The organism is Amaricoccus sp. (genome assembly GCF_036846665.1).
In the GTDB taxonomy this organism is placed as follows: domain Bacteria; phylum Pseudomonadota; class Alphaproteobacteria; order Rhodobacterales; family Rhodobacteraceae; genus Amaricoccus.
Genome location: NZ_DAIUBO010000032.1, coordinates 1 through 24,120, shown reverse-complemented (window position 1 = coordinate 24,120; position 24,120 = coordinate 1). Strand labels below are relative to the sequence as shown.

Genomic DNA, 24,120 nt, shown 5'->3' with positions numbered 1-24,120 from the left:
TATTCCCGGGTGACGATCTCGGCGATGTCGGAGATCGGGACGACGGACCCCGCGGTGCGGTCGAGATCGATTTCGCGGATCATGGCGTCCGCGACTGCCTTGCGGCGCTTGGCCTCGTCGATGTCGATCATCGTGGGATCGAGCTCCTGATCGAGGGTGCGGTCAGCGGCCTTGCCGGCGACCTTCTCGACGGCCTGGCGCTCGCGGCGGGCGGCGTACCATTCGATCACCGCCGGCGCCGAAATCTCCCATGGGCCGCCGGGCACGTCCGGCCGGCTGATGTAGGGGCAGTCCTCGACCTCGAGCCAGCGCGACAGCGTTCCGCGGTTGACACCAAGCAGGTCGGCCATCTCGGAGACGGACAGGACCGTGCCCTTCTTCCGGGGCTTAGCGGCGCGCGAGGGCCTCACCTTGTTGCTTGATGGGTCCATTTTCGGCAACTTTTTATCGCGCGACACACCGGGATCGCCCGCCCACCCACGATACCCGGCCCCCTGCCAGGGTCCCCGGCGCGCAATAAAATTGCGCGATGTTGCGGGTGCGAAGGGCGGGCCCGGAATTGCTGCGACCGCGAGGGGCACTGCGGTCGGTCGTGTTGCAGGTGCTCACGGTCGGGCGGATCACGGCGTCACTCCTGTCTCTCGGTCGGGATATCGGGCCCGGCCGCGAAGGTTGCGGCGCCGGCCAGCCAGTCGTGGTCGACGTCGGCCCGGGTACCCCCGAGCCAGACCGCCTCGCGGGCGCCGGTGAGCCAGTTCTCGCAGTAGGCCCACGGCCCGGAGAGGTGGACGAGACGCCAGGAGAAGATGGAGAGCCAGGGCATGGTCAGCTCCTGCTCGAGGGAGAGATCAGGCAAAGTTCGTCGAACTCCCGCATCTCGGCGTCGGTGATGCGGCCGCGCCGATGAAGCGCCGCGGCGTTCTGGTGCATCACCCGGAGCACGTCGGACTTGTAGGTCGCCTGCTCCTTGATGGCGGTGAGCGACCGCGCCAGAGCGATGCGCTGGTGTCCGGTGATGGTGGAGACGTTCAGGCTGAACTGGTCGGCGATACACCCGTTGCACTTGGCATGATGGTCATAGGGGCCGATCGTCCAGCGCTCACCCGTGCACTTCGTGTCGCAGGCGTAGTAGCCCTCCCAGCCGGACCGCGTGGCGATTTCAGCAACGGCGATTTCACCTGTCGGAGCTGGATAGACCTCGAGCCCATGCTTCGCGGACACCAGCGCCAAGTCGTCCAAGAACGCCTTGATGCGGTCGGGGGTGATCATTCCCATCCTCTCCGCTCGACGGTGTTCCGGATCACATCGGCCAGCTGGCCGTGAATCCCGAACCTGGCGAACGCCGCCTCCATCCCGATGCTGGACTGCTCGCCGCGCTCGCTGGCCGCCTTCCAGTCCATCAGCATCTCGACGACGTCGAACAGGCACATCCCCGACACGCCGTTATGGTAGTGCTCGGGATGGTGGCTGTTGTGCGCGTAGTGATGATCGAGCATCGGCCCGAGCATCGTGCGGCGCTGCTCGTATGCCTCGGATCCGAAGGGCACGTTGCCATCTCGGGCGATCAGCGCGTCCATCTCCGCGAGCGGACCGAGCTCGCCGGAGGTGAGCTTGGAGGCGTCGTGGGCGGTGCCGCGCCGGATGATCTCCTGTGCGCTGTCGCCCATCAGTTCGGCGACCCGGCGAATGTGAAGGAGGGTCTTCTCCTTGCTGTTCATCTGTCTGTCTTTCCCTGCTCGATGCCGCCGCTGCGCTGGCCTTGAGTGCCCCGCGGGCGGCGGCTTGCAGGAGAGATGGTTCCGGGAGATGGTCGACGCAAACGAGGAGACGAGGGTGTCGACAATCAAGGAAGAGTTCCACGTCGTCATGCATTGCCCGCGGTGCGGTCACGTGGTTGACGCCTGGCCAGAGGAAGTCCCGGTAGCAGATACCAGCACTGAGCGGGCATCCGACGGCGAGGCGACCATTGAAATAGAGCTTGACTGCAAGACCTGCGCCGAAAGTTTCTCCGCGACGATCCGCGCCCACTTGGGAGGGTGGGAAGTCTTCCTGACCGACGACCCATCGCAGACAGGGACTTTCGAGCACTTCGACTACCACTACGACGAATGGATCGACGAGCTTGAGCCGGAGCTGCACCCCCGGGGCATCTTCGATGCGTCCATGCAGGAGTGGCGCCTGATGCTCAACAACATCAGCGACGATCGATATGTGTCTGCCGGGAACCGAATGCTTCTCGTCCAGCTGTTCTCGATTCTCGAGGCCTACCTGTCCGATGCTGTCGTCAATCTGGCCCATGGCGACCAGAAGGTCGTTGCAGCCATCATCAAATGGCATCCAGAGCTGAAGGGAGCGAACGTCTCGCTGGCGCGAGTAGCCGCCGAGCCGGACCTCGCGCGGAACATAGTAGTGGCTCAGCTCAGAAAGATGCAGTTCCACCGCTTCGAGTTCGTCAACGGCATGCTGCGGGCCGCAATAGGTCATCACCTTCTTCCGGGCGAAAAGGCGGCCCGTGACCTTGTCCTGAAATCAACTCGGCTTCGACACGCCTGCGTTCATGGGAATGGTCGCGACCAAGACGGAAAGTACGTCGCTGAGGTCACCCCGCAGTACCTGTCGGTCCTCGCTGACCATTTCTCGGACATTGTCACGAGGCTGGCATTCCGGATCGACGAGGGTGGGGAGAAGCGGCAGGCGTCGGGGCTTGAGTCACTCTTCAGAGACCCGTTCGATCAACGTCCCGGCCCGGATGCGGCATCACCGGCACCAGCAGCCCGTCCCTGATCATGGCGATCCGCTGGTGCGCCGAGAGCTTCGGCAGCTCCTCGCGCACGAACTGCCTCTCGATCCACGCCAGCACCTGCGCCTCGTCGGCCCCGCCGCGGTCGAGGCGCCGGTCGGCCCAGTCGCGCAGCATGTGCTCGGTGATGGCCGTGATCGGCCAGCATTCCCACTGGTGGGTGCCGATCGCCAGGACCAGGCCGACCGTCGGTTGCTCCGGGTCGCCAGCCTCGAGGTGGCGGACGATGCGGAGGCGGGCGCGGTCGATCTTCATGCCGGCACCCTCCGCACCCGCCCACCGACGACGATCTCCTCGTCAGCATCCAGGTGCGCCTGGCACACCCGCGGCGCCGGCCGCTTCGGGCTCCGGGCCCGGCGCCAGGCGTGGTCGTCGACCCGCGGCCCAGCCGTCCGCCAGCGGTGCGAGTGCATCGCCGTGGTCAGGCACCGGTCGCGGCAGACGACGTCGAGCGCCAGCCGCTTGATCCGCGCGGTGACGTGCTCGCCGGCTTCCATCCGGGCCATGTCGGCGGCCGGGATGAGCGCGAGGACCTCGGCCGGATCCATGCTGGCGCCGGCACGCTGAGAGATGCGCTGGAGCACGTGGTAAGAGACGCGGACGGGGCTGCCGTGATCAGGACGCATGGCAATCTCCCGATCAGCCGGCCAGGGCCGCGACCAGGATCGCGGCGCCGAGCAGGATCGAGACCTCGCCGAGCGCCAGGCTCAGGAGGGCGGGGACGTAGCGGGCGTTACGGTGAAGGTACTTGCGCATTACTTGGTCTCCTCTGTTGACCAGAAGGAGATAGGCGCGATGGTTCGGGCCTCAAAACGCCCCTATGACGGGTATGACGGATATGATGGCCACTCGGCCCGTCTACACGGCGCACGAATTCCGGAAAAAAACTCACACTCTTCACCCCCCTCACACGGCTGAATTACAGTGCCGTACCGGGTGCATATCTTTTCTGTTTTTCTTTCTCGCGTATAGTCTCTCTTATCGATCATACCCATCATACCCATCATAGAACAGGAATAATATAGAGCATATACAAAGGGTTTTGCCTATGATCGACCCTATGATCGACCTATGATGGCTCCGCGTCCCGTCGGAGTACTCCTGATCGAATAGGAAGCCAAAAGAAAATCTTTGCCCGGAAATCCTGGAACTTTCTCCAGAACCCGCCTGAACAGCCCTCATGCCGTTTCGCGACCAACTCGCTCCGGACCCATATCAAAACAGACGGCGAAACCGTCTTGTTCGGCTGCTGGTTCGAATAGCCCCCGGGGTAGCTCCCCGGGGGTGGGCCACGGAAGAACAGCCCAAATTGAACCGATCCAACAGGCGAATTCTGGTCATGGAAACCATCGAAAACCTGCGCAGCGAAGTCGTCGCTGCCCGCAAGAAGGCCGAAAAGGCCGCCATCGCGCACGCCAGGGCAAAGGCCGAGGCCGACGCCACCCCGAAATCTCAGGTCGACGAGAAGGCCTCCAAGGCAGCGAAGGCCGCCAAGGCGAAGGCCGCAGCGACCGCCGCCAACGCCGAGGTGCGCAAGCTCGAGGCGAAGCTCGACCGCACCGAAAGGAAGGCAGAGAAGGACGCCGAGAAGGCCAAGGACGCCCTCGACGCCGCTTCGGCCGCTCAGGATGCCCTCTCCTCCATGCCGCAGGATCTCGATTGGGTCCGGCTCGGCGAGGAGTTCGCCGATCACGCCTCTGGAGAGGTGGCCTGCGTCGACGGCGCCTGGCGCGCCTATGACCTCGGTCGCTGGGAGGCGGGCATTTCCCGCGGGCACACCGTCGCCCTTCACTACGCCCGGATGTTCTACCGCGACATGGGCGGGGAGATCGGCATCGAGCTCCGCAGGATGTCGAACGCCCCCGAGACGATCCTTCGCTACGCGCAGATCCACCTCACGCGAAGCGCCGACGAGTTCAACCCGCGCCGGTCGGCCCATCTGATCAACGTCGGCGACGGGAAGACGCTCAACCTGAAGACGCTCGAGCTCCAGGCGCCCTCGTCGGGCGACATGCTGACGTTCCGCACGCCGATCCGGTTCAACCCGGAGGCCGACGTCGAGCGGATCCGCGATGGCTTTGCGAAGAACCTTGGCGGGGATCTCGACCAGCTGGCCTGCCTTGCCCGCGCCTGCGGCTACTCGATGACCGGCGAGCGCAACGAGAAGGCGGCCTTCTTCCTGCTCGGCAACGAGAAGCGCCGCGGCGAGAACGGGGACAACGGCAAGACGCTCTTCATGGAGTCGGCGCGCCGGGTGCTCGGGAATGCCGCCGGCGGCGTGAAGCCGAGCCTGATCGTCGACAGCGGCCACAAGCGCGGCGCCAACGACCACGACGGCGCGATGATCCCTCTCTCCAAGGTCCGCGCGGCGATCGGCGCCGAGTTCGGGCGCAACGACGTCATGGACGAGGACACCTTCAAGCGCATCACCGGTGGCGACACCATCCAGGCCCGCGGTGTCGGCGCGGCGGAGTCAATCGAGTTCATCTGCCGGGCGAAGCTCTTCTTCACCACCAACTACCTGCCGATGGTTGTCTCTCGGGACCGCGCCATGACCGACCGCATCGTCCCCTTCCCGTTCTTCGTCCGGTTCAGGAAGCCGGGTGAAGCCGGCGACGGACCGGTCGCGGACCCCAAGTTCGCCGACTGGCTCGAGAGCGAGGAAGGCCAGGAGGCAATGCTTCTCTGGATGGCTCAGGGCGCGCGGGACTGGTACCAGCAGGGGCTGAACCTGCCGGCATCCCTGATCGCCCTCCGAGACGAACACCTTGCCAAGCACGACATCTGGGCGCCCTTCGTCCGCGACTATCTCATCGGCGACGCCGACGGCGTGGTCTCGGTCTCCATCCTCAAGGGTCTGGCCGAGGAGTTCCTCGGCCGACCTCTTCGCAACCAGGGCGAGGAGAACGCCTTCCTTCGCGACCTCGAGGGACGCGGCGCCGATATCGAGCACCGGGGCGGCAAGGCGTATCGCCGCGGCTTCTCGCTGTCGAAGACCGCCGAGGACTTCCTCATTCGGCGCGGTACCAAGCTTCCGGGTCAGGTGATCCGCCGCGACCAGTTCGAGATCTTCGAGGCCGGCCGGCCGGTGCCCGTTCGTCGTGTCCTGAAGGGCGATCTCATGGGCGCGTGGCTCGAGTTCGTCGCGGCGCACGAGGCCGACCTGGTGGCAGGCGCCGAGTTCACCACCGTCCCCGGCTGGGGTAAGATCCGGAGGGTGGCGTGATGCTCGACCTCACCCCTCTCCGCCGCGCCCTGATCGACGCCTACCTCACATCGCCGGTCCCGCCGATGCTGCCGGCCGAGGCCCGCCCCCAGGACATCATCCCGGCCCAGGCCATTCGGATCAGCGAAGACCTGTCCGGTTGGATCATCTCGACGATGACGAAGCGCCAGGCCCTCGCCGCGCTCAGGCCCCAGGTCGATGCTCGGCTCACGACGGAGGAGCGGGCGGCTTTCCGCGGCAGCTTCCGCTACCCGGGCTACCCTGAGCAAACGATCCACGCGACCGTCTGGCGCATCGCCATGACGATGCTCGCCGAGATCCACGCCATCGGGCCGTCTGGTCATGGACGGATCCGGCTGCTGTCGGAGCTCAGCCGGCTCGGGGAGGTCGCGTGATGCTCGACGACAAGCTCACCAAGCGCCGCGACGATCACGCGATGACGATCGGCGTCTGGCTCTCCTCGTCGGCGCCGGATCAGCAGCCCGGCGAGGACGACCGCGAATACCGGCGCCGACTGATCTCCCTCGGCGCCTGGCACGCGATGTCGCCGGCGAACGCGCCGCTGCTGCTGGCGATCGCCGCGGTCGCCCGGGACGACCGGTGATGACGCGCGTCATGTCCCCCCTCGACCCCCGCATCGAGGCCCGCCACGTCGGCGACCGGGAGCTCGACCAGATCGTGCGTGAGCTGGTCGGGCCGACCCACGACACCGTCCTGTCCTGGGAGATCCAGTCCGCGATCCGCGACGAGCTCGCTCTCGGCGTTGTTGATCAGCGTGGAATAAGGACCCCGCTTGTGGGGTGATCGGCTTCCAAAAGGGACCCCCTTGGCGTGTGGGTCCACAGTGCTCCCGAGGGATGATCGGGAGCCGAGATTGGGATGCTGGTTGTGGAGACGATCGCCAAGATCCGGCGTGCGTATTTCGTCCAGAAGAAGGCGATCAAGGAGATCTGCCGGGAGCTGAAGGTCTCGCGGAAGACGGTGCGGCGGGTGGTGCGCAGCGGGGCGACGGAGTTCGTCTACGAGCGGAAGGTGCAGCCGCAGCCGAAGATCGGGCCCTGGCGGGACGAACTCGACCGGCTGCTGGCGGTGAATGCGGCGCGGGCGAGCCGGGAGCGGCTGACGTTGATCCGCGTCTTCGAGGAGCTACGCGAGTTCGGCTACGAGGGCGGCTACGACGCGGTGCGGCGCTACGCGGCCGGCTGGCAGCGCGATCGGGCCGCGGCGACGGCAGCGGCTTTCGTGCCGCTGAGCTTCGCGCCGGGCGAGGCTTACCAGTTCGACTGGAGCCACGAGGTGGTGCTGATCGCCGGGGTCACGGTGACGGTGAAGGTGGCGCAGGTGCGGCTCTGCCACAGCCGGATGCTGTTCGTGCGGGCCTATCCCAGAGAGAGCCAGGAGATGGTGTTCGACGCGCACGATCGCGCCTTCGCCTTCTTCAAGGGCACCTGCACCCGCGGGATCTACGACAACATGAAGACGGCGGTGGACGCGATCCTCGTCGGCAAGGCGCGGGACTACAACCGGCGCTTCCAGCAGATGTGCGGGCACTACCTGGTCGAGCCGGTTGCCTGCACGCCGGCCTCGGGCTGGGAGAAGGGGCAGGTCGAGAACCAGGTCGGCACGGTCAGGCAGCGGTTCTTCTCGCCGCGGGTGCGGGTGAGGAGCTACGAGGAGCTCAACGCCTGGCTCGTCGACCGCTGCATCGCCTGGGCGAAGGCGCAGCCGCATCCCGAGGTCCGCGATCAGACCATCTGGCAGATGTTCGAGGCGGAACGGCCGAGCCTGGTGCCCTATGCGGGGCCGTTCGACGGCTTCCGCTCGACGCCGGTCTCGCCGTCGAAGACCTGTCTCGTGCGCTTCGACAACAACAAGTACTCGGTGATGGCGAGCGCGGTCGGCCGGCCGGTCGAGGTCCGCGCCTATGCCGATCGGATCGAGCTGCGCCAGGACGGGCGGATCGTCGGGCAGCATCGCCGGGTCTTCGGCCGCGGTCAGACCGTCTATGACCCCTGGCACTACGTGCCGGTCCTTGCGCGCAAGCCGGGCGCGCTCAGGAATGGCGCACCCTTCCAGGACTGGGTGCTGCCGGGCGCGCTCGAGCGGGTGCGCCGCAAGCTGCGGTCCGTTCAGGATGGCGACCGGCAGATGGTCGAGGTGCTCGGCGCCGTTCTGACCGACGGCCTGCCCGCGGTGGAGGCCGCCTGTGCCGAGGCGCTGAAGGAGGGCGTCCACTCGGCGGATGTCATCCTGAATATCCTCTCCCGGCGCCGCGACCCCGGACCGCCGGCGACGATCATGACCCCCGAGGCGCTGCGGCTGCGGCACGAGCCCGCCGCCGACTGCGCCCGTTACGACAGCCTGAGGAGGGCGAGCGGATGATGGAGCGAAGCGCGATCATGACCACCATGGGCGACCTGAAGCTCTTCGGCATGAGGGCCGCCTATGACGAGATCGTCGCCACCGCCGTGAAGCGGCAGCACGAGCCGCAGCGCGTCGTCAGCGACCTGCTGACCGCCGAACTCTCCGAGAAGCAGGCCCGCTCGATCAAGTACCAGATCGCCATCGCCAGGCTGCCGATGGCCAAGGAGATCGACGAGTTCGTCTTCGACGGCACGCCGATCAACGAGACCCTCGTCCGCGACCTCGCCGGCGGCGGCTTCCTCGCCCAGCAGCGCAACCTCGTCCTGGTCGGCGGCACCGGCACCGGCAAGACCCACATCGCCGTCGGCATCGCCCGCGCCTGCATCCGCGGCGGCGCCCGCGGCCGCTTCTTCAATGTCGTCGACCTCGTCAACAAGCTCGAGGCCGAGGCCCGCGCCGGCCGACAGGGCCGCCTCGCCGACCATCTCTGCCGCATGGACCTCGTCGTGCTCGACGAGCTCGGCTACCTCCCCTTCGCCCAGGCCGGCGGCCAGCTCCTCTTCCACCTGGTCAGCCGGCTCACCCGCGCACGGCGCGAAGACGAGGCTGCCGCCGCACTGCCGCGGCCGGAGCCGGTCCTGGCGCCGCCAGTCGAGAGCTTCGCCGAGATGCTCGACCGGCTGATCTGAGCCGGATCACGGGAACGAAACGACGCCCCGCCGCTCGAGCTCGACCCATGCGACCTCGCGCGCATAGCCGGCGGCCAAGGTCCGCTCGATTTCGAGCAGCTCCGTGTCGGTGAGCTCCTCGACACGCATGACTCTGTCGATGTAGGGCTCCGCAAGAATATCCTCATCGTTGAGACGGACGAGCACATCCAAGCGCCAATCGGCGCAGCATTCACAGGTCATTCAATGGTCTCCAGGATCGGGCGGCGCAGAAACGCGCCGCTGATCCATCTAACACCGGCGCGGATCTTCGACCCAAAAATCGTCGTTAACCGGGACTCGGTTCGACTGACCGGTGGTTCAATACTGTGCCCGTCAGGAAGGAAGGGGCGGCCGGGTCGGCCTCTGTTCTCCTGATCAAAAGAAAGACAGACGATCACCAAGGGATCGGGATCGTCTGGATCCAAGCTGCTATGGATGCCGCGGCGCTCTCCACCACCGGGCCCAGCTGCTGCCATCCGATCGTCCCGGCGGCGAGGAGGGCGGCGGCCTTGCCCGTGGCGCTGCCCGCAGACTTCACCGCCTCGTCTGCGAACATCATACACCACCGGCCGATCTGCTTTGCGGCCCTGGCGAGGACGCCCTGGCTCTTCTCGACGATTTCCTGATCGGGCTCGGCTGCTCGCGCCTGCGCCCGAACTTCCTGGATCGCTATGTTGACAACGAAGATGTCGCGAGCGTTCAGTGGGGGGTCTTCGGGGCGCAGATCGCGATCGGGGATGTATGGATCCTCTATCGGACCAGGCGGCCCGTTGTGGCCCATCATCCCGACCTGGGCGACCAGCGGGGCAATCATCTGTTCGAGGCGGTCCAGCCGATCAAGCATCGCCCGGCGGGCGATCTCTTCACTAACTTGCGGCTCGTCCTCGAAGATTCCGGGCTCCACGACACCAGGCTCGACGATAGCTCCGGTCCAACCGATGGGGTGCGCGCCGACCGCGGAGGAGAAGATCGGCGCGGTCCCGGCAGCAGGTCGGCCTTTGAAGGACATGGGAAGGTCGTAGGGGAGGCCCTCGTTGTCCCTGAAGTAGTCGCTCGAAGCCCAGTCGATGACACCGTCCGCCTGCACGGCATCGACGGCCTCGGTCATCAGCTCAAGGCTGGCGACGTCGCTGAACTCGACCTGGATCTGGTCATTGGCATCGTGCGGGCCGAGATCGGGCACCCAGATGTAGCCGCCTTCCCGGGAGTTGTAGGAGACCCGGTTCGCCGGGTCCTCGAAGTGTCCCAGGAACCAGTTCTCCATGACCTCGAGCTTCCGCGCTCGCGGCAGGCGCCTGAAGGTCGAGGCAGCATAGCCGCCAAAGCCAGGATAGGCCCCATATCTCCGTTGGTCCGCCACCAGCCTCTCCCTCGGAAGAAGGACCGGGGGCCGCAGCCCCCGGGTAGCCTATCACGCCTGCTCGGCGCCGCCGTTGCTGTCCGGCTCGGACGGCTTCTTCTTCGGCGGGAGCAGGATGTCGAGGACCTCCTCCTCGTCGAGCCCGAAGCGGGCGCTGTCCTGGCCGGTGATCTCGACCAGCAGCAGCCGGTCGCCGTCGTCGAGGTCCGCCTTCCAGACCAGGGTGGTCTTCAGGTCCTCGATCTCGCGACGGCTCCGCAACACGAGCGTCGAGGTCGTGCGAGCCCAGATCGGCCCGACCGCCTCGTCAGCGACAGCACGCAGCAAGCGCTTGCGGCGCTGCCAGTGCGACTCGTCGCGCACGATCCGGAAGCAGGCGAGGACGGTATTCGGGGGGTGATTCGGCATCGCTGCCATGAGGGGAAATCCTCTGTCAAGAGCGAAGGGCCATTGACAGCGCCGGATTTTCGTTTGTTTAGTGCCTCTTGAGAGGGAGACACCGAAAAACAACCCCGACGACCGCCCCACGTGACCCTCCAGGAGAGCGTGAGGACGAAACTCCGGCCACCGGCGGGTGTACCAGACCCGGCTGGTGGCGCGTCATTCCGCTCGCCCCGGAGTAGAAGGGCGCAACACCCTGCGGGTCAAACGAAAAATTCTCGCTTCGACAAGATATTGTGGTTGACAGCACGGAATCCCATAGATCCCGTTAACCTTTTGTTAACAGATAGTTAGCCAAATGAGCGGCTAACCCATTGGAATCAGGGGAAACGCAGCGGACTCGTTTCCTGGTTGTCAATCCCGAAAATGCTTCGCGCGGCATTTAGCCGATGGCCTCGCTTCGAGCGGTGCATTTTGGTCGATGTTCGCCATATGTTCGGACCCATGCCGATCCGAATCAGAGACCTCCTCGACGAACGCGCGCTGCTGACCCTGTGGTGCCCGCGGTGCCTGCGGCGCCAGGTCTTCCGGCCGGAGCTCGGCCTGCGCCGGCTTGCGCCCGAGCTGGTGCTGCGCAAGCTCCAGGCGCAGACGCGCTGCGCCGGCTGCCGTCAGCCTGGCGAGGTCTGGATCGCACTACCCGACGAAAGGATCAGGGCCCTGCGGGTCCAATGGCTCTCGTCGTGCAACAACGAGCCTTTCATGGTCGAGGACGGGGATGATCCGGGAGTTTAGCGCGCCGCGGCCTTGCGATCGTCGTCCGGGCTGAGTGCGGACACGATCCCTTCGACGGCAGCTTCGGGCGATCGCGCGATGAGGTAGACGCCGCCCGCGGCCTCGATCGCCCGCTGGAACGCCACCTGACTCTTCCGCTGCTTGCCCTTCGCGGTCTTGACCTCGATGCCGATCCACCGGCCGTCGAGGCACCCCTGGATGTCCGACTGACCCGGCAAGCCGAAGCTGATCACCCTGGCGCCGTCCATGCTGCGCGCGGTGCCGGTGTCCGCCGTCCAGAAGATGCCGCGGGGATGGAAGGTCTGCGCCAGGGCGAGCAGGATCCGCCTCTGGATGTCGCGCTCAGACATCGGCCTGCTCGATGCACCGGTAGCCGACGGCGCCGGCGTCGAGCGCGAGCTCGCCGAGGGCGCGGCACCCGGCCTGGTCGAGTCCGTCCTGTTCGACGACGGCGACGTCTCCGGAGAGCAGGACGATGACGAGGACGACGAGCATTTCCGATCCCTCCACCAGGGATATCGGGCCCTTTTCGTCGGCGTGGTTGATGCTGTCGGCATGCTGAAGAGATTGGCCTGATCGCCTTCGGCCGAACCGGAACGAACCAATCTTTCACCCGCCAGGGCGTCTGCTTGGGGTGGGGGATGGTCACGAAGTCGATGGCGGTCAGGGCCGCCGGGTGGTGCTTCGCCAGTGAGGCGGCTCAGATTCTCGGCATCGAGGATCGGTGGGCTGAGGAGTACGAGGGTGCCCGGGACGCCGATCTCGACCTCGCCGTCGTCGTGACCGTCGCGGACGCCCTGGCGAACCCGGCGATCGCCGCGGTCAACGTCGGCATCATCTACGAGCACGACGAGTACGAGATCCTCGAAGGCACCGAGCCGAGGCTGATCGTGAAGCCCAAGCTCGGCGAGCGCGGCGAGCCGATCGCCTTCTATGCCATCACCCACTGGGCTGGCGGCGTGCCGACGTTCGAGGTGCGAACGGTCGCCGAGGTCGAGGCGCACCGGAACAAATACTCCGAGGCCTGGAAGGCCGGCGGCAGGGCCGCGGCCATCTGGCGCGAGCACTTCTCGGCGATGGCCATGAAGACGGTCCTCCACATCGAGAAGCGGAAGTGGCCGATCAAGGTCGACAGCGTCGCCGACGAGGACGACGTGATCGACGTCCGCCCGGTGCGCTCCGAGATGCGCGACGTCACCCCCGCCGGCGACGACCCGGTGCTCGAGCAATCGCCGGCGCCGCGCGGCCGCGGCTCCCGCCTCGCCGCCTTCGCCGCTGAGTAAGGCGAGGCCGAATGTCGCGGTCTCGTCGTGAGGCCGCGAGCCTTCATCCCCACCCACCAGAAAGAAAGACAGACATGAACGTTTTCTCCACCCTCGCCCGCGTCGTCGCCGACGCCGAGCTCCGCACGGTCGGCTCGCAGCAGGTCGCCAACGTGCGCCTGGCCAGCGACACCGGCTTCGGCGACCGGAAGTCGACCCTCTGGATCAACGGCGCCGTGTGGGGCGCGCGCGCCGAGAAGCTGGCACCCATGCTCGTCAAGGGCGGCCAGGTCTTCGTGAGCGGCGAACTCTCGCAGCGCGAGTACCAGGCGAAGGACGGTGGCAAGGGGCTGAGCCTCGAGCTGCGGATCGCGGAGCTGCAGTTCGCCGGCTCGAAGGTCGATGGCGGGCAGCGTGCCGCGGCGCCGGCGAACGGCGCGCAGATGGCGGACGAGATCCCGTTCTGACGCCGGCAGCGTCAACCACTTCACCGATCAGGATTTGCCCCGGCCTCGCGGTCGGGGCATTTTCCTTTTCGGGGACGGGGGATGTCGAAGATGAGCTGGTTTCGGCGCCGCCGGCGCGAGCGGCAGGATGCGATCCGGCTGTTGATGCAGATGCCCGGCAAGGACGCATGGCTCGAGGCCCGGCGCCGCGCGCAGGCGTTCGACATTTTGAGCGGCGACCAGCGCGCGCACTGGTCCCGTGTCGCCGGTCGCCTCGACCGCATGCTCGGCATTGAATGGCAAGCGGACACGGGCACGCGCTACCTGGAGTCCTGACCTCCGCCCGCGGCCGGGCCGCCCCCTCCCACGAGGGCCGGGCCCGGCCGCCGAGCGTGAGAGACCGATGCCGTATTTCGAGACCACCTGCCACGCGACGACCGTGTCCCTGATGGGCGCGGCCATCCTCCTCGCCTGGCTTCGCACCCGATGACCTGGCGACGACAGACCAGAGCAGAGGCCCGCGCCGAGGCCCTCGCAGAATATCGCGACCAGGTACGGACGAGCATCGAGCACGGCCTGCTGCTGCAGGCGCTGCTCGAAGAGGAGGACAAGCGCCGCGCCGCAGCCCTCGACGCAACCGGCCCGATCCTCGCCGGCATGAGCTCGGCAGAGATCCTCGACGTGCTCCATGCGGTGTTCGGCGACGGCGCGAACCCGTTGCCTTGCGATGACCAGGATGTGCTCTCAGCTGTCCTCCTCGAACTCGAGCGCCGCCGGAACGCGACCGCGCACGAGAAGATCCGACTCCGCGCACTCGATCGAAATTCGTGAAAGCGCAAAAATCTTCGGCCGGTTTTCCTGCGGTTTTTCCCGAAGTCGCCAGAACCTTCCTCTGATCCTTTGAGTGCACCGCGGGGCCGATCCTACCTCCTGTTCGGGGCGGCGAGGGGCCGCCCGGGCAAGAGGGAGACCAACGCCATGAACCGGATCAACCAGATCGCGCTCGAGAACGCGACCGTCGCTGGCTACGGCTTCGTCGACGACTTCAACGATCTCCATCTCTACGACGGAGCGATCCACGACCGCCATAGCCGCTCCGCTGCGGTCGTCGTGATCGGTGACGATGTCGCCTCCGCCGCTCTCACCGCGGTCGAGACCTACAACACCAGCCTGCGCCGGCGCCGGACGGTGGCGGCATGATCGCGCTCTCCGCAACCAGCCGCGCCGTCGTCGACGCGGCCGCCCGCCGCGCCGCCCGCGCGCTCGCCGGCACCACCACCCCGGCCACCGTCGGTATCGACGTCGCCCTCGGCGCCGTTGGCTCCATCCGGGACGTCGCCGTCGGCGACACCGGCGCGCTCTACGAGCTCGACCGCCTCGACGCCGCCACGATCGCCGAGGCGATGATTGACGCCGCCGGGGTTGCCCGCTCGGGTCCCCGCGCCTGGCGGAGGGTCGCGTGATGGCCCGGGTCGATCCCCTCGCCGCCGAGCGCGAGCGCTTCGCTGCCGCCGAGCGCGAGCTGGCCCGGCGGGCGGACGAGCGCGAGCGTGCCCTCCGGGAGCGTGGCCGCGAGGAGATGCGCCGCCTGCACGAGGCGCAACATGAGCGCGAGCAGCAGGAGTACCGCAACGGCCCGATCGCGCGCCGGATTCGCATCGGCCAAATGCGCGAGTATCTCCGGAAGCCCTTTGTCCGGGATCAGCGCGCCAAGAAGCGCGCCTCGCGACAGGACCAGGCTCGGCGAAATCGGGCGCAGGACGAGATGATCGCCCAGATGCTCCGGCGCGAGCGCGAGGCGTCGGCGGCATACCAGCGCCGACCCCTGCAGCGGGTCAAGCGGGCCGCGAAGGCGCTCGTCCGGCGGATCAACCCCAGCCTCGGCGCCCAGCGCGCCCGTGCGGAGGAGCGGGAGCGCAGCGCGGCTCTTGAGCGGGCCCGCAACGAGGCGCGTCAGCGTCAGCAGGCTCGGGAGCGGCAGCGCCAGCGCGAGGCCGAGTTCACCCGGATGAAGCAGCGCGCGGCCGAGCTCATGACGCAGAAGCGCCGGCAGAAGAGCCGCGGGCAGCGGATGCGGTGAGGCCGGGCCCCCTGGTTTGGGGCGAGATCCCCCGGGCCTATCTCCCCCGAAACGTCGGGGGGTCGGCATGGGCGAGGTCGAGGAGTGGCGCGAGGTGCCCGGGTATCCGGGCATCTGGGCGTCGTCGTGGGGGCGGGTTCATAGACGAGGTCGCGACGGCTTGAAGCCGACCGGCCAGCGCGCCAAGCCGACCTTCGGGACCCTCACGCGGCAGGTCTCGTCGTCCGGTGTCGTCTACGAGAAGCGGAGCGTCCGGTGGCGCGGCTACCGCATCCTCCTCGTCTCCCGCCTCGTCTGCTCGGCCTGGTACGGGGTGCCGCCGGCCGGCGCCGTCGCCCTCCACGCCGACGATGACCCCCTGAACAATGTTCCCTCGAACCTCCGTTGGGGCACGCAGGCCGAGAACCTCGCCGCGGCGTCCTTTCGGGCGAAGCGAAAGGCGATCTCGGCGCGGATGTACCGGGACGGGCTCACAAAGCTGGCGCCAGGAGGCCCGGGGCGGCGCAAGTGCGCGCCTGAGCAGGAAGCGCAGCAGGCCGCCTAACCCTCTGCCCGAAGGGCCAGGCCGGCCCGCAGCGCAGAGAGATAGCGAGATGGACTTCGACACCCGATACCCCGTCGACATGAGCGGCCCGTGCCTACGGGCATTCGCCGGCGTCGCCCGCGACTGGGCCCTTGCCGAGAAGGAGCAGCGCGACCTCCTCGGCGGCCCGACGCTGCCGACTCTCCGCGAATGGCTCCGCGCGGCGCGGATGCGCGAGCGCGTGCGGGTGCCGGACGCTGTCCTGATCCGGATGCAACTGCTGCTCCAGATCAGGTGCGCCATCAAGAAGCCGATGCCGGACGCCTACGACCAGACCACGTGGCTCCGGGCCCGGAACCGCGATCTCGACGGCAGGGCGCCTCTGGACGTGATGCGAGAGAGTAGCCACGGCATGGCCGCGGTCCGCGACCTGGCCGGGTGGACCCGATGAGCGATGCCCTCCTCCAGCGGCTGATGGCCGCGTCGCACGGCCGCGTTCCAGTCGACACGTTGAGCTGCCCCGAGTGGGGCTACGAGACTGTCCAGTTCGCCGCGCGTGGCAGCTGGTCGCCCGCGCTTCAGACGATGGTGCTGCACGAGATCGCCGCCGATTTCGGCCGCTGCTCGGCCTGCGGGCAAGCGGCGATCGAGGAGCCGATGTTCCTGGCGCCGGCGACGGTGTTCGCGCACGCCGCCGAGTTCCTCCTGCGGCCGGCGCCGACTTCGATCAGGTCGGGCGCCGTCGTCTACGAGTGCAAATCCTGCGGGTCTGACCAGGTCGACTTCGGAGTCAAGGTCCGCCGCGACCCGATCGCGGCCGAGTGGCCTGTCGAGTCCGTCGACGACGCCGGGCATTTTTGCCTCTCGTGCGGGTCGGCAGACTGCGGCCCGGTGCCGCGGCCGATGTCCGCGGTCGAGCGATGGCAGGCGCAGGTCGAGCTACGGCGCCTGGCAAAGAGCCACGCCGCGCGCGTCGCCGATGTCCGGCGCCTCTTGGCCTTCGTGTCGGGCCTGCGCCGATGACGCCTCCCGACGACCTCCGGATCCTGATCGAGGCGGCGTTTCCCGGCGCGGTCGTAGAGTCCGGCGACGGGATCGGAGGCTGGTGCATCAGGCCTGCATCTCCGATCGCCATCGGCGACCTGCTCATCGCGACGATCACCTGCGACAGCCGGGGCCGCGTCGGCGCTTACCGGATCGCCCTCACGGCCTCCGCTATCCAGGCCGTCGGGCGTGGCCGGGTTGTCGTGCTCGCCGAACTCGAGCAGCGTATGCGGTCCTCCGCGCACGAGATCCTTGCCGCTCGTCGGCGGCTTGGGTTGTGAGCATCCAGACCAATCTCCTGGGAAAGACAGAGAGCCCCCGACCCCATGAGCACCCTCGCCCGCTATCGGCGCCTCACGCCGAAGTTCCCCTCGGAGGCGCGCCAGATGGAGCGCATCCGCGCAGGCATGCACCTCCTCACCAACGCCGACCTGGTCGAGATCCGAGGCGACGCCGGCGCCGAAGTCGCCCGCGAGATTGCCGACACCGAACTCCAGCGCCGCGCCCGCCTCTCGGCCCACGAGCGCCTCGCCGAGACCGCCGCCCGGGCCCGGGCCGCCGCATGCTGACGTCGCACCAGGTGGTCATGCTCCGCCGGCACCTGCCGGAGATCCGGCGGGTCACTACTCGCGACGACCGCGGCGAGGTCGACATCGCGTGGATCCGCCTCGAGCTCGGGGACGGATCGACGATCGTGGTCTACGGACTCGAGGAGGACGGGTATCGGTGCCGGCGCAGGCGCCTCAATGGTGAGGACTACAGCGATCGGCCCGAGGACATCCCGATCGAACCGGATTTGCGCCGGCGGCTCGAGACGGTTTTCGGCAGCCTCAATTTCGGAGATGAGGCATGACCGGACCCCGATTCCGCCCCGGGCCTCGGAGCAAGCATCCCACCGGGCGGGCCACCCCACAGGGCATCGGCGACGACGAGCCCGGACCGGATCCGCACACGCCGGCGCAGCGGGTGGCGATCGACCGCAAGCGAATGGCAGCCGAAGAGCGCGACCGGCGCCGCTTTCTCGTCGCGACGGCACACCTGCCCGACGAGGAGTTCGGCTATCTGCTGCCCGAGCATCACCCGATCTGCATCGCCATCGGCCGACACCGGCGGCACCAAATGTGGATGCGGTGGATAGGCGAGCGCAGCCGGCGAGCCGCCCGCACCGCGCACCAGGTCATCGCCGAGCGGCGCTTAGCGTCGGTCCGGCACTCGCCGAAGTCATAGCCAGAGATGCGCCGGCGTTTGCCAAATGGCCGGCAACTCTTTGATCTATAGAGAGGCTCGAAGAGCGCGATTTCCAAGAAAACCGAAAGAAATCAGTCAGAACGCGCGGATTTACAGTCCGTTGCATTTGACCGCTCTGCCACCCCTCCAGCGGATGCCAGGCCAGAGGCCCCGAGCGTCGGCGCTGATTATGCCCTAGAAGGCTCGGGGTCAACACGGCAAACTTCCAGCGAGGCGCTTTTCAGACGCCCGCTCGAGGGATCAGTATGACGGCTCTGGCTTGGGTTCTTGGCCTCGGGATATTCGTCGCCCTGCTGCTGTGGAAGCCCCGCCGAATGGTCATCCTTGTCGGGATAGTCGTGGGGATTGCCGCAATCCTCGGAGGCGGCTTCTGGGCCTACGGTCGAATGACGGTCACGGTGATCCTCGATCGTGATCCTCAGGACAGCGGGCACCTCCTTGTTCATGCGGATGCCCCGCGAGACCGGGTTTCGGGGCAGGTCGGTGGCCCGCCCGGCGTCGTTGAGGATCGCCTTGAGCACTCTAGCCACGCGGTTCGCCGAGCTCTTGCCGGATGAGCGGCTCAGGCCCTCGTGGAGGTCTCGGCACATCCTGGGGTGATCTGGTCCAGCTCGGTGTCGAGCAGGTGGCTCAGGTGCACCCGGACCTTCTGGTCGTACCAGACAAGAGAGCGGGGGCTGAGCTCGTCTTCCCTGCTCCTGCGATAGTCCTGATAGGCATCCCGCAAAGTAAGCATCGTTATCCTCCCTAGTGGATCACTAGAGAATAATGGCGCTAGTCCAAGGGGATGTTAACGAGAATTAGACTCGACGGGCAAATTTACAGTCCGTTGCATTTGACCGCTCTGCCACCCCTCCGAGGATGCGACGGGCTGGCGCGCCCCGAGCGTGCGCGCTGATTAGGCCCTGGAAGGTTCGGGGTCAACACGGCAATGTCTCGTCGACCGGAATACAGGGGTGGATCCGCATGGCGACAGACGTCCGCCACGGATGCGCGAACCGGCGGTACGGTTCAATGCCTCAGGCGCTTGCGCGATCCCTTGGACCGTGACTATCTGCCTGCCGCAAGGAGCGCGCCATGGGACGCAAGCCCGGCTGGGCCATCGAGAAGGAGCGCGCCCGGCGGGGCGCCGGTGCGGGGGGCGTCTGGCTCTTCGGGCTGCATGCGGTGCGCGACGCGCTCGCGAACCCCGCGCGCGAGCGCCTGAACCTCCTGCTCACCCGCAATGCCGCCGACCGGCTGGCGGAGGCCGTCGCGGCCTCGGGCATGACGCCGCGCATCGTGGAACCGCGGGATTTCGACGCGCCGCTCGATCCGCAATCGGTGCATCAGGGGGCGGCGCTCGAGGTGCTGCCGCTCGACTGGGGATCGGTCTCGGAGGTCTGCGCGCCCCGCGGCGGCGCGCCGCGGGTGCTCCTGCTCGACCGGGTCAGCGATCCGCACAACGTCGGCGCGGTGCTGCGCTCGGCGGAGGTCTTCGGGGCGCGCGCGGTGATCGCGCCGCAGCGCCATTCCGCGCCGGAGACCGGGGCGCTGGCCAAGAGCGCCTCCGGCGCGCTGGAGCGCCAGCCCTATCTGCGGGTGCCGAACCTCGCGCGGGCGATCGAGACGCTGCGCGACATGGGCTATGGGGTGCTCGGCCTCGACGGCGCCGCGGAGACCGCGCTCGACGACGGGCTGCGGGGGCTCGAGGCGCGTCCCCTGGCCCTCGCCCTCGGGGCCGAGGGGCCGGGGATGCGCGCGCTGACGGCGAAGCTCTGCGACCGGCTGGTGCGGATCCCCGCGCGCGGGGCCTTCGGGTCGCTCAACGTCTCGAACGCCGCCGCGGTGGCGCTCTACGCGGCGCGCTGACGCCCCCGATCACAAATGCTTCAACCCCCTTCACGACCGGGGGTCGGCGCCCCATATCCCCCATGAGGCAGCTGGTGCGGAACCACCCTGCTTCATCTCACTGTCCCTCGTTCCGACTGCGCGCCCGGATCCGATCCGGGCGCCTTTTTTCGTGCCCGGCCCCCGAAGCGCCGCTCAATGCAGGTCGTAGGCGCCCGGCGGCGGCGGCTCGCTGTGCAGCCAGCGGATCTGGCGCACGATCCGCCGCCGCACCCGCGGCAGCTCCGTGCCCGCATGCAGCGCCCGGAGCCGCTCGCCGATCTCGGCGTCGGCCATGGTGGTGCGCAGGTTGTGGCGGACGTATTCGACCCAGGTGGCGGTCTGGTAGCTCTCGGTCCAGAGCTCCGCATCCTCGAGGTCGCGCAGGAGCGTCCAGTGCCGGGCGCCGTCGCGGCGGCGGATGCGCTGGCGGTCGATCATCACGTCGAGGAAGGCCGGAAGGTCGGCCTCGCGGATGCGGTACTCGATCTCGATCGCGACCGGGCCGCTGCGCGGTCGCAGATCCGGCGGAAGCGGCGGCTCCCGCCAGCGGTCGAGCGGCGCGAGGTCGAGCTCGGTGCGGCTCGGCAGCGGCACCGCGAGCCCGACGAGGCCGCCCGCGAGCATGGCCGCCGCCGCGGCGAGCAGCGCCACCGCGGAGCCGTGCCCCTCGGCGACGAGGCCCCAGAGCCAGCTCCCGAGCGCCATGCCGCCGAAGACCGCGGTCTGGTAGAGCGAGAGCGAGCGCCCGACCACCCAGCGCGGCGTGGAGAGCTGCACCGTCACGTTGAAGAGCGAGAGCGCCAGCACCCAGCTGGCGCCGCCGAGCGCCAGCGCCGCGGCGGTCAGGGGGGCGCTGGTGCTCACCCCGGCGACGGCGGCGCAGACCGCGAAGGCCGCGAAGGCGAGCCGCACCAGCGCCTCGCTCGAGAGCCAGGCCCGCAGCCGTGCGGCGGCGAAGGCGCCCCCCACCGCCCCGAGCCCGAAGGCGCCGAGCAGGAGCCCGTAGGTCAGCGCCCCACCGGCCACCAGGTTGCGCGCCACCAGCGGCAAGAGCGCCAGCACCGCGATCGTGCTCAGCCCGAAGAGGAAGGCGCGCAGCAGCACCCGGGCGAGATGCGGCGACATCGCCACGTAGCGCAGCCCGGCCCCCATCGCCGCCCCGAGGCTCTCGGGCGGCAGCCTGCCGCTCCCCGGCACGGTGCGCCAGCGCAGGAGCGCCGCGATGATCGCGAGATAGCTGAGCGCGTTCACCGCGAAGGCGGCCGCGGCGCCGGCCGCCGCGACGATGGCGCCGCCGATCGCCGGGCCGACGCTGCGCGACAGGTTGAAGCCGACGCTGTTGAGCGCCACCGCCGCCGGCAGATCCTCGCGCGGCACGATTTCCCCGATCGAGGCCTGCCAGGAGGGGTTGTTCAGCGCCACGCCGCAGCCGATCAGGAAGGTGAAGCCGAGCAGCAGCCAGGGCGTCAGCAGGTCCCAGTAGGCCGCGAACGCCAGCGCCACGGAGACGGCGAGCATGCCGAACTGCGCCGCCAGCATCACCCTCCGGCGGTTGAAGGTGTCGGCGATCGCGCCCGAGACCAGCGAGAACAGCATGATCGGCAGCGTGGTGGAGGCCTGCACCAGCGCGACCATATCCGCCGATCCCGAGATGCTGGTCATCGTCCAGGCGGCGCCGACCGCCTGGATCAGCCCGCCGAAGCTCGAGGCGAGGGTCGCCAGCCAGAAGCTGCGGAACGTCGGGTTCGCGAGCGGCGCCAGCGCCCCCCGCCCCGTCGCCTTCGCTGCGCTGCCCGCGTCCATGCCGCGTCTCCCGAGGTCTCGGGTCCGCCGCGCCCCGCCCGGCGCAACGCCCCAGACCGGACTTGTCTCAGACGCGCCGGCCGGCGTCCAGACCGGGGAGACGGCATGCCGGGGTTACCGCACCTGGAGCCTTCTCTTTCTTCCTCGACAATGCCGCCGACAAGACGAGGGCAGCGCCGGCCCGGGGCGGGGCGGGCGCTGCCCGGCGGTGCCTGGCCTCGGCGGAATGGCGGCACTAGGCGCGCCCTGAATCTGGTGGGCCGGATCGTGTTGCCAGATGCAGTTCCCGAACCTTGATTTTCGCACTTTAACTCGGCCGGCCCGCGTATATACTCCGCGCCATGTGGAACCCGGCGCGGACATGCACGAGCGGCGGACCGGCAATTCGCCGGGGGTTCCCGCTCGGCCTGCTTCTTCTTACGAGCCTCTGAGCGCGGCCGGATCCGGCGCGCGCGCTCAGGGGTCGCCACGACAGCGCCGAAGAAGCCCGGAACCCGAGGAAGCCAGGAAATGACCGAGACGACACCCCATCAGGACCATGTCCTGATCTTCGACACGACCCTGCGCGACGGCGAGCAATCGCCCGGCGCCACCATGACGCTGGAGGAGAAGCTCCAGATCGCCGCCCTGCTCGACGAGATGGGCGTCGACATCATCGAGGCCGGCTTCCCGATCGCGTCCGAGGGCGATTTCGAGGCCGTGAGCGCGATCGCGCGGCAGGCGCAGAACGCGGTGGTCTGCGGGCTGGCGCGGGCGAACTTCAAGGACATCGACCGCTGCTGGGAGGCGGTGAAGCACGCCCGGCGGCCGCGCATCCACACCTTCATCGGCACCTCGCCCTCGCACCGGGCGATCCCGAACCTCGACATGGACCAGATGGCCGAGCGGATCCACGACACGGTGACGCATGCCCGCAACCTCTGCGACAACGTGCAATGGTCGCCGATGGACGCGACGCGGACCGAGCACGACTATCTCTGCCGGGTGATCGAGATCGCCATCAAGGCGGGTGCCACCACGATCAACATCCCCGACACCGTCGGCTACACCGCCCCGCGGGAGAGCGCGGCGCTGATCGGGATGCTGCGCGCGCGGGTGCCGGGGGCCGACGAGGTGGTCTTCGCGACCCATTGCCACAACGACCTCGGCATGGCGACGGCCAACAGCCTGGCGGCGGTCGAGGCCGGGGCGCGCCAGATCGAATGCACCATCAACGGCCTCGGCGAGCGGGCGGGCAATACCGCGCTCGAGGAGGTGGTCATGGCGATGCGGGTGCGCAACGACATCCTGCCCTACGCGACCTCCATCGACACCAGAAAGATCATGCAGGCGAGCCGCCTCGTCGCCACGGTCTCGGGCTTCCCGGTGCAGTTCAACAAGGCGATCGTGGGCAAGAACGCCTTCGCCCACGAGAGCGGCATCCACCAGGACGGGATGCTGAAGGACGCGCAGACCTTCGAGATCATGCGCCCTGAGGACGTGGGCCTGAACGCCACCAGCCTCGTCATGGGCAAGCATTCGGGCCGCGCGGCGCTGCGCTCCAAGCTGCAGGAGCTGGGCTACAAGCTGGGCGACAACCAGCTCAACGACGTCTTCGTGCGCTTCAAGGAGCTCGCCGACCGCAAGAAGGAGGTCTATGACGACGACCTGGTCGCGCTGATGCAGGACACCGACACCAATGCCGCGAACGACCGCATCCAGGTGCGCCGCCTGCGCGTGGTCTGCGGCACCGAGGGCCCCCAGACTGCCGAGCTGACACTGGCCATCGACGGCCACGAGCAGAGCGTGCATGCCACCGGCGACGGCCCGGTCGATGCGGCCTTCAACGCGGTCAAGGCGCTGGTCCCGCACGAGGCGCAGCTCCAGCTCTACCAGGTCCATGCGGTGACCGAGGGCACCGATGCCCAGGCCACGGTGAGCGTGCGCATGGAGGAGAACGGCAAGATCGTCACCGGCCAGTCCGCCGACACCGACACGGTCGTCGCCTCCGCCAAGGCCTATGTGAACGCGCTCAACAAGCTCCTGGTGCGCCGGCTCAAGTCCGCCCCGGACGCCGCGAGCGCCTGAGCCGCGCCCCCCCGCCCTGCCCGCTCCCGGCCGCCCCGCGGTCGGGACCGGGGTCCGGCGCGCGGCTCCCTCGGACATCGCCCGCCTTCCGCGCCGCCCGCCGGTCCCCTGTCGCGAAACTGACGTCTTCCAATCGAAC

Annotated in this window: 37 protein-coding genes and 1 pseudogene; 24 read left to right on the top strand and 14 right to left on the bottom strand. The window is 68.3% G+C overall.

The features are described from left to right. The 4 genes from V7050_RS05170 to V7050_RS05155 form a co-directional block, all read right to left on the bottom strand. A partial coding sequence (locus V7050_RS05170) for a terminase small subunit (RefSeq protein WP_324410333.1) occupies positions 1–581 on the bottom strand: 581 nt, incomplete at its 3' end. A gap of 47 nt (positions 582–628) precedes the next feature. Continuing rightward, positions 629–823: a hypothetical protein gene (locus tag V7050_RS05165; protein WP_324364729.1), complete on the bottom strand. Its 195-nt coding sequence runs from the start codon at positions 821–823 to the stop codon at positions 629–631. 2 nt (positions 824–825) lie between these two features. Further along, complete coding sequence (locus tag V7050_RS05160) at positions 826–1,269, bottom strand: hypothetical protein (RefSeq protein WP_324364731.1); 444 nt, start codon at positions 1,267–1,269, stop codon at positions 826–828. Next, positions 1,266–1,718 carry a DUF5662 family protein gene (locus tag V7050_RS05155; RefSeq protein ID WP_324364733.1) on the bottom strand — a complete coding sequence of 151 codons (453 nt, stop codon included), beginning with the start codon at positions 1,716–1,718 and terminating at the stop codon, positions 1,266–1,268. The genes V7050_RS05160 and V7050_RS05155 overlap by 4 nt, the downstream gene beginning before the upstream one ends. Positions 1,719–1,806: 88 nt before the next feature. Between V7050_RS05155 and V7050_RS05150 the strand changes: the two genes are divergently transcribed. Beyond that, positions 1,807–2,784, top strand: coding sequence for a hypothetical protein (locus tag V7050_RS05150; protein WP_324364735.1), 978 nt, complete (start codon positions 1,807–1,809; stop codon positions 2,782–2,784). On the opposite strand, the gene V7050_RS05145 is transcribed toward V7050_RS05150, so the two are convergent. Together V7050_RS05145 and V7050_RS05140 are read right to left on the bottom strand one after the other, a co-directional pair. Then, on the bottom strand, positions 2,717–3,055 hold the full coding sequence (locus V7050_RS05145; protein ID WP_324364737.1) for a hypothetical protein: 339 nt from the start codon (positions 3,053–3,055) through the stop codon (positions 2,717–2,719). The two genes, V7050_RS05150 and V7050_RS05145, sit on opposite strands and share 68 nt — an antisense overlap. After that, positions 3,052–3,426 (bottom strand): hypothetical protein, encoded by a 375-nt coding sequence (locus V7050_RS05140; RefSeq protein WP_324364740.1) that lies wholly within the window; start codon positions 3,424–3,426, stop codon positions 3,052–3,054. Before V7050_RS05140 ends, V7050_RS05145 begins: the two co-directional genes overlap by 4 nt. A gap of 554 nt (positions 3,427–3,980) precedes the next feature. Here V7050_RS05140 and V7050_RS05135 point away from each other — a divergent pair. From V7050_RS05135 to V7050_RS05110, 6 genes and pseudogenes are all read left to right on the top strand, one after another. Continuing rightward, positions 3,981–6,026 carry a DNA primase family protein gene (locus V7050_RS05135; RefSeq protein ID WP_324364742.1) on the top strand — a complete coding sequence of 682 codons (2,046 nt, stop codon included), beginning with the start codon at positions 3,981–3,983 and terminating at the stop codon, positions 6,024–6,026. Continuing rightward, entirely contained in the window at positions 6,026–6,421 is a 396-nt protein-coding gene (locus V7050_RS05130; RefSeq protein WP_324364744.1) for a hypothetical protein, read from the top strand. Before V7050_RS05135 ends, V7050_RS05130 begins: the two co-directional genes overlap by 1 nt. Then, complete coding sequence (locus tag V7050_RS05125; protein ID WP_324364746.1) at positions 6,421–6,630, top strand: hypothetical protein; 210 nt, start codon at positions 6,421–6,423, stop codon at positions 6,628–6,630. The genes V7050_RS05130 and V7050_RS05125 overlap by 1 nt, the downstream gene beginning before the upstream one ends. Further along, a complete protein-coding gene (locus V7050_RS05120) occupies positions 6,630–6,830 on the top strand; it encodes a hypothetical protein (protein ID WP_324364747.1) in 201 nt (66 codons plus the stop codon). Before V7050_RS05125 ends, V7050_RS05120 begins: the two co-directional genes overlap by 1 nt. A 75-nt stretch (positions 6,831–6,905) precedes the next feature. Continuing rightward, positions 6,906–8,475: pseudogene (gene istA / locus V7050_RS05115) on the top strand (IS21 family transposase). Beyond that, positions 8,405–9,079, top strand: coding sequence for an ATP-binding protein (locus V7050_RS05110; protein WP_442885605.1), 675 nt, complete (start codon positions 8,405–8,407; stop codon positions 9,077–9,079). The pseudogene istA and the gene V7050_RS05110 overlap by 71 nt, the downstream one beginning before the upstream one ends. Positions 9,080–9,085: 6 nt before the next feature. Here V7050_RS05110 and V7050_RS05105 read toward each other — a convergent pair whose 3' ends face one another. The 3 genes from V7050_RS05105 to V7050_RS05095 all read right to left on the bottom strand — a co-directional run bounded on the left by V7050_RS05105 (position 9,086) and on the right by V7050_RS05095 (position 10,877). After that, positions 9,086–9,301 (bottom strand): hypothetical protein, encoded by a 216-nt coding sequence (locus V7050_RS05105; RefSeq protein ID WP_324364749.1) that lies wholly within the window; start codon positions 9,299–9,301, stop codon positions 9,086–9,088. A gap of 193 nt (positions 9,302–9,494) precedes the next feature. Continuing rightward, a complete protein-coding gene (locus V7050_RS05100) occupies positions 9,495–10,364 on the bottom strand; it encodes a hypothetical protein (RefSeq protein ID WP_324364751.1) in 870 nt (289 codons plus the stop codon). A gap of 147 nt (positions 10,365–10,511) precedes the next feature. After that, positions 10,512–10,877 (bottom strand): hypothetical protein, encoded by a 366-nt coding sequence (locus tag V7050_RS05095; protein WP_324364753.1) that lies wholly within the window; start codon positions 10,875–10,877, stop codon positions 10,512–10,514. A 456-nt stretch (positions 10,878–11,333) separates the two neighbouring features. On the opposite strand from V7050_RS05095, the gene V7050_RS05090 reads away from it, so the two are divergent. Beyond that, entirely contained in the window at positions 11,334–11,636 is a 303-nt protein-coding gene (locus tag V7050_RS05090; protein WP_324410332.1) for a hypothetical protein, read from the top strand. Here the strand turns inward: V7050_RS05090 and V7050_RS05085 are convergent. Together V7050_RS05085 and V7050_RS05080 are read right to left on the bottom strand one after the other, a co-directional pair. Further along, the gene (locus tag V7050_RS05085) at positions 11,633–11,986 is read right to left on the bottom strand and encodes a hypothetical protein (protein WP_324364756.1); all 354 of its coding nucleotides are present in this window, start codon (positions 11,984–11,986) and stop codon (positions 11,633–11,635) included. The two genes, V7050_RS05090 and V7050_RS05085, sit on opposite strands and share 4 nt — an antisense overlap. Then, the gene (locus V7050_RS05080; protein WP_324364758.1) at positions 11,979–12,131 is read right to left on the bottom strand and encodes a hypothetical protein; all 153 of its coding nucleotides are present in this window, start codon (positions 12,129–12,131) and stop codon (positions 11,979–11,981) included. Before V7050_RS05080 ends, V7050_RS05085 begins: the two co-directional genes overlap by 8 nt. A gap of 146 nt (positions 12,132–12,277) precedes the next feature. Here V7050_RS05080 and V7050_RS05075 point away from each other — a divergent pair, with 146 nt between their 5' ends. The 14 genes from V7050_RS05075 (at position 12,278) to V7050_RS05010 (ending at position 18,218) form a co-directional block, all read left to right on the top strand. Beyond that, positions 12,278–12,919 carry a recombinase RecT gene (locus V7050_RS05075; protein ID WP_324364760.1) on the top strand — a complete coding sequence of 214 codons (642 nt, stop codon included), beginning with the start codon at positions 12,278–12,280 and terminating at the stop codon, positions 12,917–12,919. A gap of 74 nt (positions 12,920–12,993) precedes the next feature. Further along, positions 12,994–13,365, top strand: a complete 372-nt coding sequence (locus V7050_RS05070) for a single-stranded DNA-binding protein (RefSeq protein WP_324364762.1) — start codon at positions 12,994–12,996, stop codon at positions 13,363–13,365. Positions 13,366–13,446: 81 nt separating this feature from the next. Continuing rightward, positions 13,447–13,680: a hypothetical protein gene (locus V7050_RS05065; protein ID WP_324364765.1), complete on the top strand. Its 234-nt coding sequence runs from the start codon at positions 13,447–13,449 to the stop codon at positions 13,678–13,680. A 150-nt stretch (positions 13,681–13,830) separates the two neighbouring features. After that, positions 13,831–14,175 (top strand): hypothetical protein, encoded by a 345-nt coding sequence (locus V7050_RS05060; protein ID WP_324364766.1) that lies wholly within the window; start codon positions 13,831–13,833, stop codon positions 14,173–14,175. A 147-nt stretch (positions 14,176–14,322) separates the two neighbouring features. Then, positions 14,323–14,544 carry a hypothetical protein gene (locus V7050_RS05055; RefSeq protein WP_324364768.1) on the top strand — a complete coding sequence of 74 codons (222 nt, stop codon included), beginning with the start codon at positions 14,323–14,325 and terminating at the stop codon, positions 14,542–14,544. Next, a complete protein-coding gene (locus tag V7050_RS05050; protein ID WP_324364770.1) occupies positions 14,541–14,807 on the top strand; it encodes a hypothetical protein in 267 nt (88 codons plus the stop codon). The genes V7050_RS05055 and V7050_RS05050 overlap by 4 nt, the downstream gene beginning before the upstream one ends. Then, a complete protein-coding gene (locus V7050_RS05045; RefSeq protein ID WP_324364772.1) occupies positions 14,807–15,424 on the top strand; it encodes a hypothetical protein in 618 nt (205 codons plus the stop codon). The genes V7050_RS05050 and V7050_RS05045 overlap by 1 nt, the downstream gene beginning before the upstream one ends. A gap of 67 nt (positions 15,425–15,491) precedes the next feature. Then, a complete protein-coding gene (locus tag V7050_RS05040; RefSeq protein ID WP_324364774.1) occupies positions 15,492–15,968 on the top strand; it encodes an HNH endonuclease signature motif containing protein in 477 nt (158 codons plus the stop codon). A 49-nt stretch (positions 15,969–16,017) separates the two neighbouring features. Further along, on the top strand, positions 16,018–16,398 hold the full coding sequence (locus V7050_RS05035; RefSeq protein ID WP_324364776.1) for an antitoxin Xre/MbcA/ParS toxin-binding domain-containing protein: 381 nt from the start codon (positions 16,018–16,020) through the stop codon (positions 16,396–16,398). Continuing rightward, positions 16,395–16,970 (top strand): hypothetical protein, encoded by a 576-nt coding sequence (locus tag V7050_RS05030; RefSeq protein WP_324364778.1) that lies wholly within the window; start codon positions 16,395–16,397, stop codon positions 16,968–16,970. Before V7050_RS05035 ends, V7050_RS05030 begins: the two co-directional genes overlap by 4 nt. Then, on the top strand, positions 16,967–17,272 hold the full coding sequence (locus V7050_RS05025) for a hypothetical protein (RefSeq protein ID WP_324364780.1): 306 nt from the start codon (positions 16,967–16,969) through the stop codon (positions 17,270–17,272). The genes V7050_RS05030 and V7050_RS05025 overlap by 4 nt, the downstream gene beginning before the upstream one ends. Positions 17,273–17,317: 45 nt before the next feature. Next, a complete protein-coding gene (locus V7050_RS05020; RefSeq protein ID WP_324364782.1) occupies positions 17,318–17,560 on the top strand; it encodes a hypothetical protein in 243 nt (80 codons plus the stop codon). Then, the gene (locus tag V7050_RS05015) at positions 17,554–17,844 is read left to right on the top strand and encodes a hypothetical protein (RefSeq protein ID WP_324364784.1); all 291 of its coding nucleotides are present in this window, start codon (positions 17,554–17,556) and stop codon (positions 17,842–17,844) included. Before V7050_RS05020 ends, V7050_RS05015 begins: the two co-directional genes overlap by 7 nt. Then, positions 17,841–18,218 carry a hypothetical protein gene (locus V7050_RS05010; RefSeq protein ID WP_324364786.1) on the top strand — a complete coding sequence of 126 codons (378 nt, stop codon included), beginning with the start codon at positions 17,841–17,843 and terminating at the stop codon, positions 18,216–18,218. Before V7050_RS05015 ends, V7050_RS05010 begins: the two co-directional genes overlap by 4 nt. Before the next feature lie 188 nt (positions 18,219–18,406). Here the strand turns inward: V7050_RS05010 and V7050_RS05005 are convergent, their stop codons facing one another. Beyond that, positions 18,407–18,760, bottom strand: coding sequence for a hypothetical protein (locus V7050_RS05005; protein WP_324364788.1), 354 nt, complete (start codon positions 18,758–18,760; stop codon positions 18,407–18,409). Between the two features lie 41 nt (positions 18,761–18,801). After that, positions 18,802–18,975 carry a hypothetical protein gene (locus tag V7050_RS05000; RefSeq protein WP_324364790.1) on the bottom strand — a complete coding sequence of 58 codons (174 nt, stop codon included), beginning with the start codon at positions 18,973–18,975 and terminating at the stop codon, positions 18,802–18,804. Between the two features lie 341 nt (positions 18,976–19,316). Here V7050_RS05000 and rlmB point away from each other — a divergent pair, with 341 nt between their 5' ends. Continuing rightward, the gene (rlmB, locus tag V7050_RS04995) at positions 19,317–20,090 is read left to right on the top strand and encodes a 23S rRNA (guanosine(2251)-2'-O)-methyltransferase RlmB (protein ID WP_324364792.1); all 774 of its coding nucleotides are present in this window, start codon (positions 19,317–19,319) and stop codon (positions 20,088–20,090) included. 174 nt (positions 20,091–20,264) lie between these two features. On the opposite strand, the gene V7050_RS04990 is transcribed toward rlmB, so the two are convergent. Beyond that, positions 20,265–21,914 carry an MFS transporter gene (locus tag V7050_RS04990; RefSeq protein WP_324364794.1) on the bottom strand — a complete coding sequence of 550 codons (1,650 nt, stop codon included), beginning with the start codon at positions 21,912–21,914 and terminating at the stop codon, positions 20,265–20,267. A 510-nt stretch (positions 21,915–22,424) separates the two neighbouring features. Here V7050_RS04990 and V7050_RS04985 point away from each other — a divergent pair. Next, the gene (locus tag V7050_RS04985) at positions 22,425–23,981 is read left to right on the top strand and encodes a 2-isopropylmalate synthase (RefSeq protein WP_324364796.1); all 1,557 of its coding nucleotides are present in this window, start codon (positions 22,425–22,427) and stop codon (positions 23,979–23,981) included. Positions 23,982–24,120: the final 139 nt, after the last annotated feature.

Coding starts and splice junctions, on each gene's coding strand:
- V7050_RS05165 (WP_324364729.1), bottom strand. CDS start 823: ATGCCCTGGCTCTCCATCTTCTCCTGGCGTCTCGTCCACCTCTCCGGG.
- V7050_RS05160 (WP_324364731.1), bottom strand. CDS start 1,269: ATGATCACCCCCGACCGCATCAAGGCGTTCTTGGACGACTTGGCGCTG.
- V7050_RS05155 (WP_324364733.1), bottom strand. CDS start 1,718: ATGAACAGCAAGGAGAAGACCCTCCTTCACATTCGCCGGGTCGCCGAA.
- V7050_RS05150 (WP_324364735.1), top strand. CDS start 1,807: ATGGTCGACGCAAACGAGGAGACGAGGGTGTCGACAATCAAGGAAGAG.
- V7050_RS05145 (WP_324364737.1), bottom strand. CDS start 3,055: ATGAAGATCGACCGCGCCCGCCTCCGCATCGTCCGCCACCTCGAGGCT.
- V7050_RS05140 (WP_324364740.1), bottom strand. CDS start 3,426: ATGCGTCCTGATCACGGCAGCCCCGTCCGCGTCTCTTACCACGTGCTC.
- V7050_RS05135 (WP_324364742.1), top strand. CDS start 3,981: ATGCCGTTTCGCGACCAACTCGCTCCGGACCCATATCAAAACAGACGG.
- V7050_RS05130 (WP_324364744.1), top strand. CDS start 6,026: ATGCTCGACCTCACCCCTCTCCGCCGCGCCCTGATCGACGCCTACCTC.
- V7050_RS05125 (WP_324364746.1), top strand. CDS start 6,421: ATGCTCGACGACAAGCTCACCAAGCGCCGCGACGATCACGCGATGACG.
- V7050_RS05120 (WP_324364747.1), top strand. CDS start 6,630: ATGACGCGCGTCATGTCCCCCCTCGACCCCCGCATCGAGGCCCGCCAC.
- V7050_RS05110 (WP_442885605.1), top strand. CDS start 8,405: ATGATGGAGCGAAGCGCGATCATGACCACCATGGGCGACCTGAAGCTC.
- V7050_RS05105 (WP_324364749.1), bottom strand. CDS start 9,301: ATGACCTGTGAATGCTGCGCCGATTGGCGCTTGGATGTGCTCGTCCGT.
- V7050_RS05100 (WP_324364751.1), bottom strand. CDS start 10,364: ATGGAGAACTGGTTCCTGGGACACTTCGAGGACCCGGCGAACCGGGTC.
- V7050_RS05095 (WP_324364753.1), bottom strand. CDS start 10,877: ATGGCAGCGATGCCGAATCACCCCCCGAATACCGTCCTCGCCTGCTTC.
- V7050_RS05090 (WP_324410332.1), top strand. CDS start 11,334: ATGTTCGGACCCATGCCGATCCGAATCAGAGACCTCCTCGACGAACGC.
- V7050_RS05085 (WP_324364756.1), bottom strand. CDS start 11,986: ATGTCTGAGCGCGACATCCAGAGGCGGATCCTGCTCGCCCTGGCGCAG.
- V7050_RS05080 (WP_324364758.1), bottom strand. CDS start 12,131: ATGCTCGTCGTCCTCGTCATCGTCCTGCTCTCCGGAGACGTCGCCGTC.
- V7050_RS05075 (WP_324364760.1), top strand. CDS start 12,278: ATGGTCACGAAGTCGATGGCGGTCAGGGCCGCCGGGTGGTGCTTCGCC.
- V7050_RS05070 (WP_324364762.1), top strand. CDS start 12,994: ATGAACGTTTTCTCCACCCTCGCCCGCGTCGTCGCCGACGCCGAGCTC.
- V7050_RS05065 (WP_324364765.1), top strand. CDS start 13,447: ATGTCGAAGATGAGCTGGTTTCGGCGCCGCCGGCGCGAGCGGCAGGAT.
- V7050_RS05060 (WP_324364766.1), top strand. CDS start 13,831: ATGACCTGGCGACGACAGACCAGAGCAGAGGCCCGCGCCGAGGCCCTC.
- V7050_RS05055 (WP_324364768.1), top strand. CDS start 14,323: ATGAACCGGATCAACCAGATCGCGCTCGAGAACGCGACCGTCGCTGGC.
- V7050_RS05050 (WP_324364770.1), top strand. CDS start 14,541: ATGATCGCGCTCTCCGCAACCAGCCGCGCCGTCGTCGACGCGGCCGCC.
- V7050_RS05045 (WP_324364772.1), top strand. CDS start 14,807: ATGGCCCGGGTCGATCCCCTCGCCGCCGAGCGCGAGCGCTTCGCTGCC.
- V7050_RS05040 (WP_324364774.1), top strand. CDS start 15,492: ATGGGCGAGGTCGAGGAGTGGCGCGAGGTGCCCGGGTATCCGGGCATC.
- V7050_RS05035 (WP_324364776.1), top strand. CDS start 16,018: ATGGACTTCGACACCCGATACCCCGTCGACATGAGCGGCCCGTGCCTA.
- V7050_RS05030 (WP_324364778.1), top strand. CDS start 16,395: ATGAGCGATGCCCTCCTCCAGCGGCTGATGGCCGCGTCGCACGGCCGC.
- V7050_RS05025 (WP_324364780.1), top strand. CDS start 16,967: ATGACGCCTCCCGACGACCTCCGGATCCTGATCGAGGCGGCGTTTCCC.
- V7050_RS05020 (WP_324364782.1), top strand. CDS start 17,318: ATGAGCACCCTCGCCCGCTATCGGCGCCTCACGCCGAAGTTCCCCTCG.
- V7050_RS05015 (WP_324364784.1), top strand. CDS start 17,554: ATGCTGACGTCGCACCAGGTGGTCATGCTCCGCCGGCACCTGCCGGAG.
- V7050_RS05010 (WP_324364786.1), top strand. CDS start 17,841: ATGACCGGACCCCGATTCCGCCCCGGGCCTCGGAGCAAGCATCCCACC.
- V7050_RS05000 (WP_324364790.1), bottom strand. CDS start 18,975: ATGCTTACTTTGCGGGATGCCTATCAGGACTATCGCAGGAGCAGGGAA.
- rlmB (WP_324364792.1), top strand. CDS start 19,317: ATGGGACGCAAGCCCGGCTGGGCCATCGAGAAGGAGCGCGCCCGGCGG.
- V7050_RS04990 (WP_324364794.1), bottom strand. CDS start 21,914: ATGGACGCGGGCAGCGCAGCGAAGGCGACGGGGCGGGGGGCGCTGGCG.
- V7050_RS04985 (WP_324364796.1), top strand. CDS start 22,425: ATGACCGAGACGACACCCCATCAGGACCATGTCCTGATCTTCGACACG.